The sequence below is a fragment of the Acidovorax sp. NO-1 genome (assembly GCF_000238595.1).
GTDB lineage: Bacteria > Pseudomonadota > Gammaproteobacteria > Burkholderiales > Burkholderiaceae_C > Acidovorax.
Map to the genome: position 1 here is coordinate 63,085 of NZ_AGTS01000072.1, position 17,157 is coordinate 80,241.

Sequence of the window (17,157 nt, forward strand, 5' to 3'; positions counted from 1 at the left end):
GGTGCAGGAGGCACTCCGTGACCAGGGCCCATTACATTGCCTGAGAGCACATGGCCCAATCCGTTCTTGGCAGCCTCATCCTGGGCTACCGCCCTTTGTGGAACCGCACCCGCAAGCTGGCGGGCATCCAGCTTTACGCGCACAACGAAGCATCGGTTGCGGTGGATGCAGCGCATCTGCTGCGCACCCTGCAGGAGCTGTGGACCGCCAGCTCGCCGCCGCTGCTCATATCGGCCCAGACACGCCAGCTGCTGTGCGACCTGCTGGAGCATGCGCCGCGCGGTGCGCCGTGGATCGAGGTGCGCGGAGACTGGCTGTCCGATTCCGCGATCTACGCACGGGTGCGGGCGGCGCACCAGCGGGGGCTCAAGCTGGTGTGGCGCGGTGGCGCCCACCAGTTGCCCGAAGCCGATGTGGCGCGCTGTTTTGACAACAGCCTGCTCACCCTGCGCCCCGAAGATGCCGCAGCCGCGCTGCAGGCCGCCCCCCCTGCCCGCCCGGGCGCAACGCCGCAAGCGCCGCGCGCCGCAAGCCCGGTGCTGGCGGGACAGATGTACGAGGGCGTGGCAAGCCGGGCGCTGATGGAGCTGTGCCTGGACCACAGCAACGCGCTGGCCCTGGCGGGCTGGCCATCGGAAGACGTGCTGTACGGCCTGCGCCACCATCCCCAGCAACCTTCGCACGCGGTGATCTTCAAGCTGATGAAGGCGATTGACGCCGAGCAATCGCTGGAAACGTTTGAAGACATCATGGGCGAAGACCCGCTGCTGGCGTACCGCTTCATGGTCTACACCAACTCGGCGGCCCTGGGCCTGCGCACCGGCATCGACTCGCTGCGGCGCGGGCTGGTGATGATGGGGTACAGCTCCATCAAGCGCTGGCTGTCCGACCAGCTGCCCCATGCCAGCACCGACCCCAACATGCACCCGGTGCGCGAAACCATGGTGATGCGCGCCCGGCTGACTGCGCACCTGCTTGATGCCGGGATCGAGCACGACCTGCGGCGCGAGATCTACCTGTGTGGCCTGCTCTCGCACATCGACGAACTGCTGGGCGAGCCGCTGGGCACCATCTTGCGCCGCCTGCCATTGTCCGAACGCATCTATGACGCCACCGTGCTGAACACCGGCCCCTACACCGGCGGCCTGCAAATGGCCTGCGCGCTGGAGACGGACGACGCCAGCGCGATCCGCCAGCTGTGCGAAACCTTCGAGATGGATCTCGAAGAGGTCAACCGCGCGTTGCTGCGCGTTCTTGCCGACCTCGACGTAGAGCGAAAATAAGCATGTTTTTGGCCGTAAGCGCTTATCCATCAAGCGCTAGCAGCTATCATTTTTAACATCTCGGGGCGCTGTTCCGTCAACGCCCCTGCTGCTCGGCCCGCACCCGCTGGAAGACCTTCCAGAACGCCGCGTCCTGTGTGGTGGCGAAGTTGATGCGCATCAGCGTGCTGGGTTTGCGCTCGGCGTGGAACAGCGCGCCAGGCGCCAGCAGATAGCCCTCGTCGAGCATGCGCTGCGACAGCGCGTCGGTATCCACCCCCGTTTCCACCCAGCCAAACAGGCCCACCGGTTCGGCTGCAAACGTGCAGCCTGCGCCCAGCGCCAGTTTCACGCTGCGGGCGCGCGCGGCATCCAGCCGCGTGCGGATGCGTTCGGCGTGGCGGCGCAGCTGGCCCTGCTCGATGCACAGGGCAAGGGCCTTTTCCAGCAGCGCAGGCGTGGTCAGCGTGGCCAGCAGCTTGGTGTCGAGCAGTTGCTCCACCAGTGCGGGCGGCGCGGCCATGAAACCGATGCGCCAGTTGGGCGCGAGGATCTTGGCAAAGCCGCTCACGTAGATGGTGCGTGAGAGGCCGTCGAGCGCCGTGAGGCGCGTGGCATGCTCGGGCGCGATGTGGCTGTAGGTGTCGTCCTCCACCACGTAAAAGTTGTGCTGGTTGGCCAGCTGCAGGATGCGGTGCGCGCTGCCCGGCGTGAGGCAATAGCCCGTGGGGTTGTGGAACACGCTCACGCTCACGTAGAGCTTGGGCTTGTGCACCTCGCAGTAGCGGGCCATCACCTCCAGGTCGGGCCCGTCGGCGCGGCGCGGCACGGGCAGGATGTGCATGCCCAGCGCCGCCAGGCGCGCAAACTCCACGGCCCAGCCGGGCTCCTCCACCATCACCGGGTCGCCCGGGCGCAGCAGGGTGCGGCTCACGATGTCCAGCGCGTGCGTGGCGCCCACCGTGGTGATGATGTGCTCGGGCACCGTGTGCACGTTGAGCGTGGAAAGCCTTTTGGCCAGCACGCACCGCAGCCCCGCATCGCCCAGCGGCTCTCCATACTGCAGCGAAAAATCCTGCAGGCTGCGCGAGTTGGTGACCTTGCGCACCGCAGCGGGCATGAAGGTGGACTCCAGCCACTCGGGCGGGAAGACCCCCATGCCGGGCTGCGGCTTGTCGCTGACCTTGTGGAACATCCCCCGGATCAGCGCCGTGGCGTTGACGGGCGACACCCCTGCAGCGGCGCGCCCGGCAGCACGTGCTGCCAACCCGTGGGCGGTGCTCCAGTTGCCGGCAGCGCTCTCCAGCGCAACGTCGGCGGGCCGGGCCTGCGCACCGGCGGGCAGGTCCGGCCCGCGCGGGGCGAGCCCACTTTCACGCACAAAGAATCCCCGGTTCTTGCGCGCCTCCACCAGCCCCTGTGCCAGCAGAGTGTCATAAGCGGCCACCACTGTGGACGGGCTCACGCCATGCTGCTGCGCGCACTGGCGCACCGACGGCAAACGCGCGCCGGGCGCCATGAGGCGGTTGCGGATGCGCTCGGCAAACCGGGCCGACAATTGCTCGGTGAGTGACTGGGTGGAAGATTTCATCAACATCGAATGCCCCCGGAGCGCGCGCCGCCAGCGCCTGTGTACTGTCCTGCCGGGCAATACAGTTTTGCAACTGCGTCGGCTGTCTGTACTGGTTGTGTACTGGTGAGAAGATTACATTGAAGACCGCCCCGCCACAAGTGCCTCCCCCACTCTGCCCCCACCCTGCCCCCATGAGCGCCGCCGAACTCACCGCCCTGCTGCTGTTTTGCACCGCCATGAGCTTTTCGCCGGGGCCCAACACCACCTTGTCCACCGCGCTGGCGGCCAACCTGGGGCTCAGGCGGGCACTGCGCTTTTGCCTTGCGGTGCCCACGGGCTGGACGCTGCTCATGCTGGGCAGCGGCCTGGGGCTGGGGGCGCTGATCACCGGCGTGCCCGCGCTGCGCTGGGGCGTGACGCTGCTGGGCGTGGCCTACATGCTCTGGCTGGCCTGGAAGCTGTGCCGAGCGGGCAAGATGGCAGAGATCGACACCACGCACCTGAACGTGACGTTCTGGCAGGGGGTGGGCCTGCAGTTTGTCAACATCAAGGCCTGGATGCTGGCCCTCACCCTGAGCGCCGGCTGGGTGGTCAACGCCGCCGGGCAGCCCGCGCCCAACCCCGGCGAGCGGCTGGCCATCATCTGCGTGGTGATGATGGGTTTTGCGTTCACCAGCAACTTTGCCTATGCACTGATTGGCTCGCTGCTGCGCCAGTGGCTCGCCCAGGGGAGCCGCCTTCTGTGGTTCAACCGCCTGCTGTCGCTGGTGCTTGCCGCGACCGCACTGTGGATGCTGACGCTATGAAGGCCGATGAAATCCGGGGACTGTGGCTCGGACTGCTGGGCGTCACCATCTTTGCGCTGACCTTGCCCATGACGCGCCTGGCCGTGGGCACGCCCGAGGCGCCGCAGATGTCGGGTGTTTTCATTGCACTGGGCCGTGCCGTGGTGGCTGCAGGGCTGTCCGGCCTGTTTCTGCTAGCCACCCGCGCTCCATGGCCGCGGCGTGCCGACTGGTGGCCGCTGGCCATCACGGCGGCGGGGGTGGTGTTCGGCTTCCCGCTGTTCACCTCGGTGGCCATGCGCTATGTGGAGGCCGTGCACGCCAGCGTGATTGTGGGCGTGCTGCCGCTGGCCACGGCGGCGGTGGGCGCGCTGCTGCACCGTCAGCGCCCCTCTGCAGGCTTTTGGCTCTGCGCCGCCGTGGGCAGCGGCCTGGTGGTGGGGTTTGCGCTGCTGCGCTCGGGCAGCGCCGGCATGGCCCTGCACCCCGCGGATGCGCTGCTGCTCGCTGCGATGGCCTGTGCCGCTGTGGGATACGGCTATGGCGCCCGGCTGTCGCAACGCATGCGGGCCGAGCATGTGATCTGCTGGGCCTTGGTCATCTCCCTGCCCATCACCTTGCCCGCCAGTGTGCTGGCGCGCCCGGAAGGGGCCGTGCAGGCGTCTGCCTGGTGGGGTTTTGCGTACGTTGCGGTGTTTTCGATGTGGCTGGGCTTTTTTGCCTGGTACCGGGGGCTGGCCCTGGGGGGCACGGTGCGTGTGAGCCAGGTGCAACTGGTGCAACCGTTTCTGGGCATGCTGTTTGCCGTGCCCCTGCTGGGCGAGCGGCTGGACGCCGTCACGGTGGGTTTTGCGCTGGCCGTGATCGCCACGGTGTTTGTCGGCAAGAAGATGCCGGTGCGCGCGGCAGGAAACACCCCATGAAGTGCCGCCTACCCAACCGTGCCCGACAATGCGCCACCCCCACGGGCGGCCTTGCCGCGCCCTCATTTTTGAACAACTTAGCAACCGTAGCGGCCACGGCGGCCGCCCGCAGGAGACGAGAGTGAAACTGAACGACCTTCCCACCACCAGCACCTGGACCCTGGCACGCCGTGCCGAGCGCATGAACCCCTCGGTCATCCGCGAAATCCTGAAGGTCACAGAAAAGCCCGGCATCATCAGCCTGGCGGGTGGCCTGCCATCACCCAAGACCTTCCCGGTCTCCGCGTTTGCCGCCGCCTCGGCCGCTGTGCTGGCCAACGATGGCCCCGCCGCCCTGCAATACGCCGCCAGCGAAGGCTATGCACCGCTGCGCCAGGCGATTGCCGACTTTTTGCCCTGGGACGTGGACGCCGACCAGATCCTGATCACCACCGGCTCGCAGCAGGCGCTGGACCTGATCGCCAAGATCCTCATCGACACCGATAGCCGCGTGCTGGTGGAAACGCCCACCTACCTGGGCGCGCTGCAGGCCTTCACGCCCATGGAGCCCAACGTGGTGTCCGTGGCCAGCGACGACCAGGGCGTGCTGATCGACGATCTGCGCGCCAAGGTGGGCACGGGCGCGAACAAGGCGCGCTTTCTGTACGTTCTGCCCAACTTCCAGAACCCCACGGGCCGCACCATGAGCGATGCGCGCCGCGCCGAGCTGGTGGCCGCCGCCGCCGAGCTGAACCTGCCCCTGGTGGAAGACAACCCCTACGGCGACCTGTGGTTCGACGCCCCGCCGCCGGCCCCGCTCACGGCCCGCAACCCCGAGGGCTGCATCTACATGGGCTCGTTCTCCAAGGTGCTGGCCCCCGGCCTGCGCCTGGGCTACATCGTGGCGCCCAAGGCCGTGTACCCCAAGCTGCTGCAGGCCAAGCAGGCGGCCGACCTGCACACGCCCGGCTACAACCAGCGACTGGTGGCCGAAGTGATGAAGGACGGCTTCCTGGACCGCCACGTGCCCACCATCCGCGCGCTCTACAAGCAGCAGTGCGAGGCCATGCTGGCCGCACTCGACAAGGAAATGCAGGGCCTCTCCGTGCACTGGAACCGCCCCGACGGCGGCATGTTCCTGTGGGTGCGCCTGCCGGAAGGCATGAGCGCCATTGATCTGCTGCCCAAGGCCGTGGAGCGCAATGTGGCCTTTGTGCCCGGCGCGGCCTTCTATGCCGACAACGCCGACCACCGCACCCTGCGGCTGTCGTTCGTGACCTCCACCGTCGAGCAGATCGCCACCGGCATCGCGGCGCTGGCGGCAGCGATCAAGGATGCCGCCCCCTGAGCGGCTGCGCCGCTTCCCCCTCTCTCGCTGCGCGGGAGGGGGACGCAGCCAGCGGCCTGGCGAAGCCAGTTACGCGGCTACCTCGGATGATCGCGCCTTCTTCATGCACCCGGGGTCGCGCGACGCACCATGAAAGTCCATCAAGCATGCTAAGAGTCTGGGGAAGGATGTCGTCCATCAACGTGCGCAAGGTCGTGTGGGCCGTGCAGGAGCTGGGCCTGCCTTCAGTGCAGCGCACCGACGCGGGCGGCCAGTACGGCATCGTGCGCGAGGCGCGCTACCTGGGCCTCAACCCCAATGGCCTGGTGCCGCTGATCGAGGACGAGGACACGGGCGTGACCCTGTGGGAGTCCAACGCCATCGTGCGCTACCTGTGCGCCCGACATTCGCTGGGCAACCTGTACCCCGAAGACCTGCCCACGCGCTTTGTGGCCGAGCAGTGGATGGACTGGCAGCAGACCACGCTGAACCCCGCCGGGCGCGATGCCTTCATTCAGTGGATACGCACGCCCGCGGCCCAGCGCAACGATGCACTGATTGCCGCATCGGTGGCGGCGACGGAGCCCCTGCTGGCCCTGCTGGACGCCCACCTGGCCCGCCAGCCCTTCATGGCGGGTGAGCGGTTCACGATGGCCGACATCCCGGTGGGTTGCGAGATCCACCGCTGGTGGAGCCTGCCGCAAGATCGCACCGCACGCCCCCACCTGGAGCGGTGGTACAACACGGTCAGCACCCGCCCCGGCGCCCGCGGGGTCCTGGACCAACCCCTCTCCTGACCGCGCCTCACCATGCACCAGCGCCCCTTCAAGCAAATCGATGTCTTCAGCGACCGCCCCGGCTACGGCAACCCTGTGGCCGTGGTGCTGGATGCCGAGGGCCTGAGCGACAGCGACATGCGCCGCTTTGCGGCCTGGACCAACCTGTCGGAAACCACCTTTTTAATGCCGCCCACCGACGCCGGGCGCGCGGCCGGGGCCGACTACCGCCTGCGCATCTTCAGCCCCAATGGCGAGCTGCCTTTTGCGGGCCACCCCACGCTGGGCACCTGCCACGCCTGGCTGCAGGCGGGCCACCGCCCGCAGCAGGACGGCATGGTGATCCAGGAATGCGCGCTGGGCCTGGTGCGCATTGCCCTGAGCGGCGACACCCTGGCGTTTGCCGCCCCCCGCTCAAGCGCAGCGCCCCCAGCCCCGCGCTGGTGCCGCTGATCGCGAGCGCCCTGGGCCTGCGCCCGCAGCAGATTCTGGGTGCACAGATGCTGGACAACGGCCCCGTGTGGCTGGGCCTGCTGCTCGACAGCGCCGACACGGTGCTGGGCCTGCACCCGGACCACGCCCGCCTGAAGGACCTGGGCCAGGACGTGGGCGTGATCCACGTGGGCCCCGCCGCCAGCAACACCGCCCAGCCCGGCGTGGTGGTGCGCGCGTTTGCCGCCCCCATGGGCAACCCTGAAGACCCGGTGACGGGCACCCTCAACGCGAGCCTGGCCGAATGGCTGATTGCCGTTGGCCTGGCCCCCCGCAGCTACCTGGTGGCCCAGGGCGAATGCCTGGGCCGCGCGGGCCGCGTGCACATCCGCCAGGACGATGATCTCCAGATCTGGGTGGGCGGCCGTGCCGTCACCTGCATTGAAGGGGTGGTGTTGCTGTGATCCCGGCGTGCCCGGCACTTCCATCATTTCAGCGTTTTTCAACACAGGACTTGACCACCATGCACCAACGCCCTTTCCAGCAAGTTGATGTCTTCACCGGGCAGCCCTACCGTGGCAACCCTCTGGCCGTGGTGCTGGACGGCTCCGGCCTCAGCACCGAAGCCATGCAGGAGTTCACCAACTGGACCAACCTGTCCGAAGCCACCTTTGTGCTGCCCCCCACGCCCGAAGGCCGCGCCGCCGGCGCCGACTACCGCGTGCGCATCTTCTGCCCCGGGCGCGAACTACCTTTTGCCGGCCACCCCACGCTGGGCAGCTGCCACGCTTGGCTGCGGGCGGGCGGCCAGCCGCAGGCGTCAGACAAGGTGGTGCAGGAATGCGGCGTGGGCCTGGTCACGCTGCGGCAGGACGGCGAGCGCCTGGCCTTTGCTGCGCCTCCGCTGATCAGGAGCGGCCCGCTCGCTGAAGCAGATGTGGCAGTGATTGCGAAGGGCCTGGGCGTGGCGCGCAGCGACATCCTGCACCACGCCTGGTGCGACAACGGACCCAACTGGCGCGGCGTGATGTTGCGCAGCGGCGAGCAGGTGCTGGCGCTCAAGCCCGACGCCAGCATCCTCGGCCAGCTCGACGTGGGCGTGGTGGGCCCGCGCGGAAAAGTCGGCGTCATCGGCAGCACCGATGCCGAGGGCATCGCATTTGAAGTGCGCGCCTTCTTCCCCGGCAACAACGGCCTGGCCGAAGACCCCGTGACCGGGAGCCTCAACGCCGCACTGGCGCAGTGGCTCATCGGCGCCGGGCTGGCACCCACGCAGTATGTGGCCGCCCAAGGCACCTGCCTGGGGCGCGCCGGGCGCGTATATGTGGAGCAGGACGGCGACACCATCTGGGTGGGCGGCAGCTCGGTCACCTGCGTGTCGGGCGAGGTGTTGCTGTGACCACATCCCCCTGCGCGCCCTGCGTGGACCATCTGGTGGTGCTGGCGGCCGACCTGGCGAGCGGAGTGGCCTGGTGCAAACGCACGCTGGGCATCACCCCCACAGAGGGCGGCGAACACCCGCTGATGGGCACACACAACCGCATCTTCAATGTCGGGAGCCCGGTGCATCCACGCGCCTACCTGGAGATCATTGCTATTAATAGAGAAGCTATTCCCGCAATACCAGCAAGCGCCAGACGCTGGTTTGACATGGATGATGCCGCCTTGCAGCAGCAGGTGGCAGAGCACGGCCCGCAGCTCATTCACTGGGTGGCCTCCGTGCCGGAGGTGGCCGCGCAGTGCGCAGCACTGGCGGCGCTGGACATCGAACGCGGCGCCATCATCACCGCCAGCCGTCCCACGCCGAACGGCCTGCTGCAGTGGCAGATCACGGTGCGGGACGACGGTCTGCGCCTGATGGACGGCTGCCTGCCCACCCTGATCCAGTGGGGCAGCACGCACCCCTGCGACAGCCTGCCCGCCAGCGGCGTGCAGCTGCAGCGGCTCACGCTGCAGCACCCGCAGGCCACCACGCTGCAGGCCGCATGTGACGCCATCGGTGTCGGCCCGCTGGCCGCCGTCGCTGCAGGTAGCGCGCCCCGTCTCACTGCACTGTTGGCCACGCCGCTGGGCCCGGTCACCCTGTCGTCTTTGCCCGAAAAGAAAGCCGCCGCATGAACACCCGCCTCGACCCCACCGCCTTGCTGCCCACACTGGCCGAGATCGAAGCCGCCGCCGAGGTCGTGTACCGCGAATTTGCCGCCACGCCCCAGTACCGCTGGAGCCTGCTGAGTGCGCGCCTGGGCACCGACTGCTGGCTCAAGCACGAAAACCACACGCCCGTGGGCGCCTTCAAGATCCGTGGCGGGCTGACCTACTTCGACCAGCTCGCCCAGCGCGGCGCGCTGCCCTCTGAGGTGATCAGCGCCACACGCGGCAACCACGGCCAGAGCATGGGCTGGTCCGCGCGCCGCCACGGCGTGGCCTGCACCATCGTCGTTCCGCGTGGCAACTCGGTCGAGAAGAACGCCGCCATGCGCGCACTGGGCGTCACGCTCATCGAGCACGGCAACGACTTTCAGGAAGCGCGCGAACGCGCGATGCAATTGGCCGCCCGGCGGGGCGCGCACGTGGTGCCCAGCTTCCACCCCGACCTGCTGCGCGGCGTGAGCACCTACTGGTGGGAATTCTTGCGCGCCGTGCCGCAGCTGGATGTGGTGTACGTGCCCATCGGCCAGGGCTCGGGCGCATGCTCGGCCATCGCTGCCAAGCTGGCACTGCAGCACCCCGTGCGCGTGGTGGGCGTCGTCAGCAGCCACGCCACCACCTATGCAGATTCGCTCGCGGCGGGTCGCGTGGTGGAGGCTCCCGTCACCACAGAGCTCGCCGACGGCATGGCCTGCCGCGTGGCCGATGCCGAGGCCCTGGCCGTGATGGCGCCCCACATCGACCACATCGTGCAGGTGAGCGACGCCGAGGTGGCTGCCGCCATGTGCGCCCTGTTCACCGACACGCACAACGTGGCCGAGGGCGCAGGCGCGGCGGGTTTTGCAGCGGCGCTGCAGGAAAGGCAGAGCCTGGCCGGCCAGAACGTGGGCGTGGCCCTGACCGGCGCCAACGTGGACGCGCCGGTTTTCGCAGGAATGCTGTCGGCGCACTGAAACGTGATGCCCGGGTGTTTTGCCTATCAAAACCAAACTTCAGCTGCCTACGCCAGCGCAACCGCAAAGGCGGCCCATTCATGCTGCTTGCGAAAGGGTTTACCCGATCTTCCGTTTCATTCCTTGAAATTTTCATGATGGCGTTTGACGCCATCCGCACCGCCCCACCATAGTCTCCCCATCCGCAGCCACCTGCGGCAGGAGACGACACCATGCGATGGAAACAACGCCCTCCAGGCTCTAACTGGGGCGAGTTCGGACCCGACGACCAACTGGGGCGCGCCAACCTCATCGGGCCGGAGCAGGTTCTCAAGGGCGTGCAGGAAGTGCGCGAAGGCATCAGCTTGTGTCTCTCGCTGCCGCTGGACCTTCCGGGCGGAAACGCGCTCAATGCAAGGCGCCATCCGCCGCGCCTGTCGCCCACCCGCAATGGCGAGCGGCCCTACGTCAATTTCCCGCTCGGCCACGTCTATGCGGGCGCCACCGACGTGATCAGCGACGACCAGGTGCTGCTGTCGCTGCAGTACTCCACCCAGTGGGATTCGCTGGCCCATGTGGGCTCGCTGTTCGACACCGAGGGCGACGGCCAGCTGCGCACCACCTACTACAACGGCTACCGCGGCCACGAACATGTGCTGGGCCCTGTCGACCACGGGCTGCCCGCGCGCGACGCCGACGGCGCTCCCGGGCCGTACCGCCCCGTGTGCTGCGCGGGCCGACCCGCCGACGCCAGCGTGGCGCGCGCCCTGGGTGTGGAAAACCTCGCCAGGAAAGGCATGCAGGGTCGCGCGGTGTTGGTGGACCTGGCCCGCGTCTACGGCACCGACTTTCAGGACATCGGCTACGACCAGCTGATGCACGCCATGGCGCAGTGCGGTGCCACGGTGGAGCCGGGTGACATGTTGCTGCTGCGCACCGGCTTTGCAGGCCTCGTGTTGTCCATGCAGGGCCAGCCTGATGCCCACCGGCTGCACCACAGCTGCGCAGCCCTGGACGGAAGCGACCCGCAACTGTTGCAGTGGATCACCGACAGCGGCATCGCGGCCCTCATTGCCGACAACTACGCCGTCGAGCGCCACCCACCCACACGCGTGCCTCAGGACGGTTCCCCGTACGCCGTGGTACCCCTGCATGAGCACTGCCTGTTCAAGCTGGGGCTGCCACTGGGTGAGCTGTGGTACCTCGACGAACTCGCCGACGCACTGCACGCAGGTGGCCGCACACGCTTTCTGCTCACCGCTCCGCCGCTGCGCCTGCCGGGTGCGGTCGGCTCGCCCGTCACGCCCATCGCCACGCTTTGATGACCGAACCCTTCCCAAACGCCCAAGGAGACACCATGAAACGCATCACGCCCTTCGCCCGCACCCCCCGCACCCCCCGTACCCCCCGTACCGCCCTGCAGCAAGCCTGCCGGGCCGCCTTGCTTGGCGCCACACTCGCCGCCACCTGCCTCACCGCGCCGGCGCAGGACGTCAGCATTTCCGACGACATCGTTCGCCTTGGCATCCTGACGGACCTGGGCGGACCATTTGCCGACATCACCGGCCCGGGCAGCGCAGCCGCCATCCAGATGGCCATCGACGACTTCGGCGGACAGGTACTGGGCAAGAAAATCGAATTGCTGGTGGTGGACCACCAGAACAAGGCCGACATCGCGGCGAACAAGGCCCGCGAATGGTTCGATACCGGCAAGGTGGACGCCATCATGGATGTCGCCGTCTCCGCCCCCGCACTGGCCGTACTGGAAGTGGCCAAACAAAAGCAGAAGGTCATCGTTTTCAACGGCCCGGGCACCGACCGGCTCACCGGCGACCTGTGCATGCCCAGCACCGTGCACTACGTGTATGACACCTATGCGCTGGCCAATGTCACCGCCAGCGCGATCACGCAGCGTGGCGGCAAGGAGTGGTATTTCATCACGGCCGACTACGCCTTCGGCCACAGTCTGCAGGACCAGGCCAGTGCTGTGGTGACCGCCCAGGGCGGAAAGGTTCTGGGCGCTGCCAAGCACCCCATCGCGGCCACGGATTTCGCCTCCTTCATGCTGAGCGCACAAAACAGCAAGGCGCAGGTGATCGGCCTGGCCAACGCCGGCAGCGATACCGTGAACACCATCAAGGCCGCACGCGAATTCGGCCTCACGCAGGGCAAGAACAAGCAGACGCTGGCAGGCCTGCTCATGTACATCAACGACATCCACGCCATCGGCCTGCGCACCGCCGGCGGCCTGATGCTCACCGAAGCGTTCTACTGGGACATGAACGAGGAAACCCGGGCCTGGTCCAAGCGCTATTTCGAGAAGATGAAGAAGATGCCCAACATGAGCCAGGCGGGCGCCTACTCCTCGACCATGCACTACCTCAAGGCCGTGCAGGCCGCCAGGACCGACGAAACCGCCAAGGTCATGGCCCAGATGAAGGCCACGCCCATCAACGACTTCTTCGCCAAGAACGGCCGTATCCGGGAGGACGGCCGCATGGTGCATGACATGTACCTGTTCGAGGTGAAGTCGCAGGCCGATTCGAAATATCCGTGGGACTACTACAAGCTGGTGGCAACGGTGCCGGGCGACAAGGCATTCCTGCCGCTGGCGCAGTCCAAGTGCCCGATGATCAAGAAGTGAGGACGGGCCGGCCATGACGACACCCCAGCAGACGGCCCTTATCGTGGGCGCAACGGGCGTGGTGGGCCAGGCCTGCCTGCACCACTTTGCCAGCCTGCCGGGCTGGAGCGCCATTGGCGTGGCCCGCCGGCCCATCACGCCGCCGCCCGGCGCCCAGGCCCTGCAGCTGGATCTGCAGGACAGTGCTGCGTGCGCCGCCGCCCTGGGTGGCCGCGACGACATCACCCATGTGGTGTATGCCGCCGTGTATGAAAAGCCCGGGGGTCTGGTGGGCGGATGGCGCGACGAAGAACAGATGCAGGTCAACCTCGCCATGCTGCGCAACGTCATCGAGCCACTGGACCGCCCTGGCAGCCCACTGCGCCACGTCACCATCATGCAGGGCGGCAAGGCCTATGGCGTGCACATCCACCCCGAGATCGCCGTGCCCGCGCGCGAACGCTGGCCGCGCGACCGGCACGAAAATTTCTACTGGCTGCAGGAGGACTTCCTGCGCGAGCGCCAGGCCAGGGCCGGATGGCACTTCACGATCATGCGCCCGCGCATCGTGTTCGGCGAGGCCGCGGGCAGCAACATGAACCCGATCCCCGCCATCGGCGTGTATGCCTGGCTGCGCCACGAGCAGGGACTGCCGCTGGCCTACCCCGGCGGCCCGGCCCGCGTGAACCAGGCCATCGACGCCGAGCTGATCGCCCAGGCCTGTGCCTGGGCCGCAGAGTCACCCAACGCACGCAACGAAACCTTCAACCTGGAAAACGGCGACGTGTTCGTCTGGCAGAACGTCTGGCCCGTCATTGCCGACGCGCTGGGCATGCCCATGGGCGATCCCGAACCGCAATCCCTGGGCGAGAGCCTTCCGCGGCAGCAGCAGGCCTGGGAGCGCATCGTGGACAAATACCGGCTGGACGCGCCCCGTGACCTGATGGCGTTCATCGGCCAGGGCGCCACCTATGCTGACTTCCAGATGAACCATGGCAAGCAGGGCCCGCTGCCCCCGGTACTCATGAGCTCGGTGAAGATCCGCCAGGCGGGTTTCGCGGCCTGCATCGATACCGAAGACATGTTTCGCAAGTGGTTCGGCCGGCTGCAACAGCGCCGCCTGCTGCCCACCGCAGAACAGGCCAGGGCATGAAGATCACGGGCGTCACCAGCACCATCGTCGATCTGCGCCTGCATCGCATGCACCGGCTGGCCATGGCCACCATGGCCGGCCACACCCTGGTCATCGTGCAGATGCACACCGACGAGGGCGTGACGGGGCTGGGAGAGCTGTCGGTGATCACGGGCTACAACGAAATCAGCGCCGGGTCAGCCAAGGCCGTCATCGACGAAGTTCTGGCCCCCGTGCTCATGGGCCAGGATCCGCGCCGGCTCTGGCATGCCATCGGCCTCATGGACCGCGCGATCAAGGGCAACCTGCCCTGCAAGGCGGCGCTGGAGATGGCCTGCGTGGACATCACGGCACGCGCGCTCAATGTCTCCAGCGCGGCCCTGCTGGGCGGTGCGGTGCGCGATCGCCTGGAAATGCTGTGGGTGCTGGCCAGCGGCGACCTGGAGCAGGAATTGCGCGAAGCGCGGCAAAAGCTGGAGCAGCGCACGCACCGGCATTTCCTGGTCAAGATCGGCACCGGTGACCCGGGCGACAACGTGCGGCGTGCCGTGGCCATACGCGAAGCACTGCCCGAGGCGGCCACGGTGCGCGTCGATGTCAACCAGGCATGGGACGAAGCCACCGCGCGCTGGGCCATACCCGCCCTGCATGCGGGCGGGATTGCGGTGATCGAGCAGCCGGTAAATGCCGCCAGCATCGACGCCCTGCGCCGCCTGACACACGCCAGCCCCATCACCGTGATGGCAGACGAAGCGGTGGCCACCCCGCAGGACGCCCTGGCCTACACCAGCAACCATGCGTGCGATGCCCTGTCCATCAAGGTGTCCAAACATGGGGGCCTGCTGCGCACCGCGCAGATCGCCCAGATTGCCAGTGCAGGAGGCCTCGCCCTCTTTGGCGGCACCATGATCGAAGGGGCTATCGGCACGGCAGCCTGCGCACAGCTGTATTCAACGCTGCCCGACCTGCAATGGGGGTGCCAGCTGTTTGGCCCCCAGTTGCTGGTGGACGACGTGGCCACCAGCGCCCTGCGCTATGAGGACTTCGCCCTTTGCGTGCCCGACGGCCCGGGGTTCGGCGCCACCCTGGACCCGGACAAGCTGGCCTACCACCAGCGGCGACAGGTCGCCTGAAACACAGCAGCCTCCCCTTTTTTTCATCCGCGGCCACAGAGCCAGGCGCTTTCTGCGCACATTTCCATCCCCTTGTCTGAAGGAGACATCCATGCCCCTGTTCATGAATCGCATCAACCGCCGCGCCACGCTGGCATTGCTGCTGGCCCCTGCGATGGGTGCAGCGCTGCCCGCCCACGCGCAGGCCTATCCCGACAAGGCCGTGCGCGTCATCGTTCCGTTTGCTGCCGGTACAGCGACCGATACGATTGCGCGGCTGGTGGGCCAGCACATTGCAGACGCGCTCAAGCAGCCCGTCGTGGTGGACAACCGGGCGGGCGCCAATGGTGCCATCGGGGCCGACGCCGTCGCCAAGGCCCGCGCCGACGGCTACACGCTGCTCGTGACCACCAACACCACCCAGGCTTCCAACCTCAGCCTGATGAAGTCCATTCCCTACGATCCGCAGAAGGACTTCGCGCCCATTTCGCTGCTGGGCAAAGGCGCTTTCGTGCTGGCGACGCGCGCGGATGCGCCCTTCAGCACGCTCGCCGAGTTCGTGGCCCATGCCCAGAAGAACCCCGGCAAGGTGAGCTACGGCAGCGCCAACAGCTCCGGCATCATCAGCGGGGCCACGCTGGCGCTCAAGTCCAAGCTGGACCTGATCCACGTTCCGTACAAGAGCGGCCCGGCTGCGCTCAGCGACGTCATGGGCGGCCAGACATCCAGCCTGTTTGTGGATATCCAGTCCGCGCTGCCGCACCTGCGCAGCGGCAAGCTCAAGGCGCTGGGCGTCACGAGCGCGCAGCCGCATCCCTTGCTGCCCGGCGTGGCCAGCCTGGCCAGCGCACCGGGCATGGACAACTTCGACCTGAGCTACTGGATTGCCGTGTACGCCCCGGCAGGGACGCCCGCGCCGGAGCTGCAGACACTGAACCAGCAGGTGGTGCGGTTCACGCAATCCAAGGAAATCATCGCCCGGTTTGCCGACCTGGGCTTCACCGTCGAAGGCAGCACCAGCGCCCAGCTGGACGAGTTCACACGCAGCGAGATCGGCAAATGGCGCAGCCTGATCCATGCCGCGGGGATCACGCCAGAATGAGGATCCTCGCTGCGCCGGTCCGCGGACCGGCGCAGCGCAAAGTGCGAGGCTATTCGTCAGGGCGCTGGGCCCACTCCCATCCCAGCCGGGCCAGCGGCCCGGCCTTGCGCCCGGTTTCCTCGGCGTCGGCCGAAGCAGCACTGCCGTCGGCCGCCCGCTGCGCAATGCCATACAGGATGGCCGCCATGCGAAACAGGTTGTAGGCCATGTAGAACGACCAGTGCCCCTGCACGTCACGGCCGGTGGCCGCACTGTAGTCAGCCAGGTACTGCGCTTCGGTGGGAATGCCCAGCGCGGGCAGGTCCAGCCCGCCCATGCCGCGCCACAGCGCGGGCGGCACATTCCAGGCCATGCAGTGGTAGGCCAGGTCGGCCAGCGGATTGCCCAGCGTGGAGAGCTCCCAATCCAGCACACCGATCACGCGCGCCTCGGTGGGGTGAAACACCAGGTTGTCGATGCGGTAATCGCCGTGCACCAGCGTGGTCTCGTCGCCCGGCGGCACATGCGCCGACAGCCAGTCCATGAGCTTGCGCATGTCGTCGTCCAGCGGCACCGAGAGTGCCCGGCACTGGCGCGACCAGCGGTCGATCTGGCGCTGCACGTACTGGCCGGTGCGGCCGTAGTCGGCCAGGCCCACGGCGACAGGGTCCACGCTGTGCAGCGCGGCGATCACGCGGCCCATTTCGCGGTAGATCGCGCCGCGCTCGGCAGGCGTGCTGCCCGGCAGCGCCGGGTCCATGAACACGCGGCCCTGCAGAAACTCCATCACGTAGAAGGGGGTGCCCAGAATGGTCTCGTCCTCGCAATAGGCCAGCATGCGCGGCACTGGCACGTCGCTGCCCTGCAGCGCCTGCATGACACGGTATTCGCGGTCGATGGCGTGCGCCGACGCCGCGAGCTGGCCGGCGGGCTTCTTGCGCAGCACGTAGGCGCGATCGCCCGCCGTGACGCGAAAGGTGGGGTTGGACTGCCCCCCTGTGAGCGGGGCCACGGCGATGGCCTCGTCACCCGCGAGCCCCTGAGCACGCAGGTAGTCCGTCAGCGGCACCAT

General features: G+C 67.8%; 15 protein-coding genes and 1 pseudogene. 14 read left to right on the forward strand and 2 right to left on the reverse strand.

From position 1 onward, the window contains the following. Nucleotides 1-50: 50 nt before the first annotated feature. Nucleotides 51-1,283, forward strand: a complete 1,233-nt coding sequence (locus KYG_RS08350; RefSeq protein WP_008904428.1) for an HDOD domain-containing protein — start codon at nucleotides 51-53, stop codon at nucleotides 1,281-1,283. A gap of 76 nt (nucleotides 1,284-1,359) precedes the next feature. Here the strand turns inward: KYG_RS08350 and KYG_RS08355 are convergent, their stop codons facing one another. Further along, nucleotides 1,360-2,859, reverse strand: coding sequence for a PLP-dependent aminotransferase family protein (locus KYG_RS08355; RefSeq protein ID WP_008904429.1), 1,500 nt, complete (start codon nucleotides 2,857-2,859; stop codon nucleotides 1,360-1,362). Nucleotides 2,860-3,026: 167 nt separating this feature from the next. On the opposite strand from KYG_RS08355, the gene KYG_RS08360 reads away from it, so the two are divergent. The 13 genes and pseudogenes from KYG_RS08360 to KYG_RS08420 all read left to right on the forward strand — a co-directional run bounded on the left by KYG_RS08360 (nucleotide 3,027) and on the right by KYG_RS08420 (nucleotide 16,106). Further along, nucleotides 3,027-3,641 carry a LysE family translocator gene (locus tag KYG_RS08360; RefSeq protein ID WP_008904430.1) on the forward strand — a complete coding sequence of 205 codons (615 nt, stop codon included), beginning with the start codon at nucleotides 3,027-3,029 and terminating at the stop codon, nucleotides 3,639-3,641. After that, complete coding sequence (locus tag KYG_RS08365; protein ID WP_008904431.1) at nucleotides 3,638-4,543, forward strand: DMT family transporter; 906 nt, start codon at nucleotides 3,638-3,640, stop codon at nucleotides 4,541-4,543. The genes KYG_RS08360 and KYG_RS08365 overlap by 4 nt, the downstream gene beginning before the upstream one ends. Nucleotides 4,544-4,664: 121 nt before the next feature. Further along, nucleotides 4,665-5,870 (forward strand): PLP-dependent aminotransferase family protein, encoded by a 1,206-nt coding sequence (locus KYG_RS08370; protein ID WP_008904432.1) that lies wholly within the window; start codon nucleotides 4,665-4,667, stop codon nucleotides 5,868-5,870. 146 nt (nucleotides 5,871-6,016) lie between these two features. Further along, nucleotides 6,017-6,646, forward strand: a complete 630-nt coding sequence (locus KYG_RS08375) for a glutathione S-transferase (RefSeq protein WP_034693772.1) — start codon at nucleotides 6,017-6,019, stop codon at nucleotides 6,644-6,646. Nucleotides 6,647-6,658: 12 nt separating this feature from the next. After that, nucleotides 6,659-7,521 (forward strand): annotated as a pseudogene (locus tag KYG_RS08380) (PhzF family phenazine biosynthesis protein). Between the two features lie 59 nt (nucleotides 7,522-7,580). Next, nucleotides 7,581-8,456: a PhzF family phenazine biosynthesis protein gene (locus KYG_RS08385; protein WP_008904436.1), complete on the forward strand. Its 876-nt coding sequence runs from the start codon at nucleotides 7,581-7,583 to the stop codon at nucleotides 8,454-8,456. Then, nucleotides 8,453-9,175 carry a VOC family protein gene (locus KYG_RS08390; RefSeq protein ID WP_008904437.1) on the forward strand — a complete coding sequence of 241 codons (723 nt, stop codon included), beginning with the start codon at nucleotides 8,453-8,455 and terminating at the stop codon, nucleotides 9,173-9,175. The genes KYG_RS08385 and KYG_RS08390 overlap by 4 nt, the downstream gene beginning before the upstream one ends. Continuing rightward, on the forward strand, nucleotides 9,172-10,158 hold the full coding sequence (locus tag KYG_RS08395) for a threonine dehydratase (protein WP_008904438.1): 987 nt from the start codon (nucleotides 9,172-9,174) through the stop codon (nucleotides 10,156-10,158). Before KYG_RS08390 ends, KYG_RS08395 begins: the two co-directional genes overlap by 4 nt. Nucleotides 10,159-10,370: 212 nt before the next feature. After that, nucleotides 10,371-11,459 carry a cyclase family protein gene (locus KYG_RS08400; protein ID WP_008904439.1) on the forward strand — a complete coding sequence of 363 codons (1,089 nt, stop codon included), beginning with the start codon at nucleotides 10,371-10,373 and terminating at the stop codon, nucleotides 11,457-11,459. 35 nt (nucleotides 11,460-11,494) lie between these two features. Then, a complete protein-coding gene (locus KYG_RS08405) occupies nucleotides 11,495-12,781 on the forward strand; it encodes an ABC transporter substrate-binding protein (protein WP_008904440.1) in 1,287 nt (428 codons plus the stop codon). A 13-nt stretch (nucleotides 12,782-12,794) separates the two neighbouring features. After that, nucleotides 12,795-13,913 carry an SDR family oxidoreductase gene (locus KYG_RS08410; protein WP_008904441.1) on the forward strand — a complete coding sequence of 373 codons (1,119 nt, stop codon included), beginning with the start codon at nucleotides 12,795-12,797 and terminating at the stop codon, nucleotides 13,911-13,913. After that, nucleotides 13,910-15,025 carry a muconate/chloromuconate family cycloisomerase gene (locus KYG_RS08415; protein WP_008904442.1) on the forward strand — a complete coding sequence of 372 codons (1,116 nt, stop codon included), beginning with the start codon at nucleotides 13,910-13,912 and terminating at the stop codon, nucleotides 15,023-15,025. The genes KYG_RS08410 and KYG_RS08415 overlap by 4 nt, the downstream gene beginning before the upstream one ends. 91 nt (nucleotides 15,026-15,116) lie before the next feature. Beyond that, nucleotides 15,117-16,106: a tripartite tricarboxylate transporter substrate binding protein gene (locus KYG_RS08420; RefSeq protein WP_008904443.1), complete on the forward strand. Its 990-nt coding sequence runs from the start codon at nucleotides 15,117-15,119 to the stop codon at nucleotides 16,104-16,106. 49 nt (nucleotides 16,107-16,155) lie between these two features. Here KYG_RS08420 and KYG_RS08425 read toward each other — a convergent pair whose 3' ends face one another. After that, nucleotides 16,156-17,157 carry a phosphotransferase family protein gene (locus KYG_RS08425; RefSeq protein WP_085942534.1) on the reverse strand — a complete coding sequence of 334 codons (1,002 nt, stop codon included), beginning with the start codon at nucleotides 17,155-17,157 and terminating at the stop codon, nucleotides 16,156-16,158.

Bases quoted from the DNA above. Each gene is read 5' to 3' on its own strand.
- KYG_RS08350 (WP_008904428.1), top strand. From the start codon at position 51: ATGGCCCAATCCGTTCTTGGCAGCCTCATCCTGGGCTACCGCCCTTTG.
- KYG_RS08355 (WP_008904429.1), bottom strand. From the start codon at position 2,859: ATGTTGATGAAATCTTCCACCCAGTCACTCACCGAGCAATTGTCGGCC.
- KYG_RS08360 (WP_008904430.1), top strand. From the start codon at position 3,027: ATGAGCGCCGCCGAACTCACCGCCCTGCTGCTGTTTTGCACCGCCATG.
- KYG_RS08365 (WP_008904431.1), top strand. From the start codon at position 3,638: ATGAAGGCCGATGAAATCCGGGGACTGTGGCTCGGACTGCTGGGCGTC.
- KYG_RS08375 (WP_034693772.1), top strand. From the start codon at position 6,017: ATGCTAAGAGTCTGGGGAAGGATGTCGTCCATCAACGTGCGCAAGGTC.
- KYG_RS08385 (WP_008904436.1), top strand. From the start codon at position 7,581: ATGCACCAACGCCCTTTCCAGCAAGTTGATGTCTTCACCGGGCAGCCC.
- KYG_RS08395 (WP_008904438.1), top strand. From the start codon at position 9,172: ATGAACACCCGCCTCGACCCCACCGCCTTGCTGCCCACACTGGCCGAG.
- KYG_RS08400 (WP_008904439.1), top strand. From the start codon at position 10,371: ATGCGATGGAAACAACGCCCTCCAGGCTCTAACTGGGGCGAGTTCGGA.
- KYG_RS08405 (WP_008904440.1), top strand. From the start codon at position 11,495: ATGAAACGCATCACGCCCTTCGCCCGCACCCCCCGCACCCCCCGTACC.
- KYG_RS08410 (WP_008904441.1), top strand. From the start codon at position 12,795: ATGACGACACCCCAGCAGACGGCCCTTATCGTGGGCGCAACGGGCGTG.
- KYG_RS08415 (WP_008904442.1), top strand. From the start codon at position 13,910: ATGAAGATCACGGGCGTCACCAGCACCATCGTCGATCTGCGCCTGCAT.
- KYG_RS08420 (WP_008904443.1), top strand. From the start codon at position 15,117: ATGCCCCTGTTCATGAATCGCATCAACCGCCGCGCCACGCTGGCATTG.
- KYG_RS08425 (WP_085942534.1), bottom strand. From the start codon at position 17,157: ATGGTGCCGCTGACGGACTACCTGCGTGCTCAGGGGCTCGCGGGTGAC.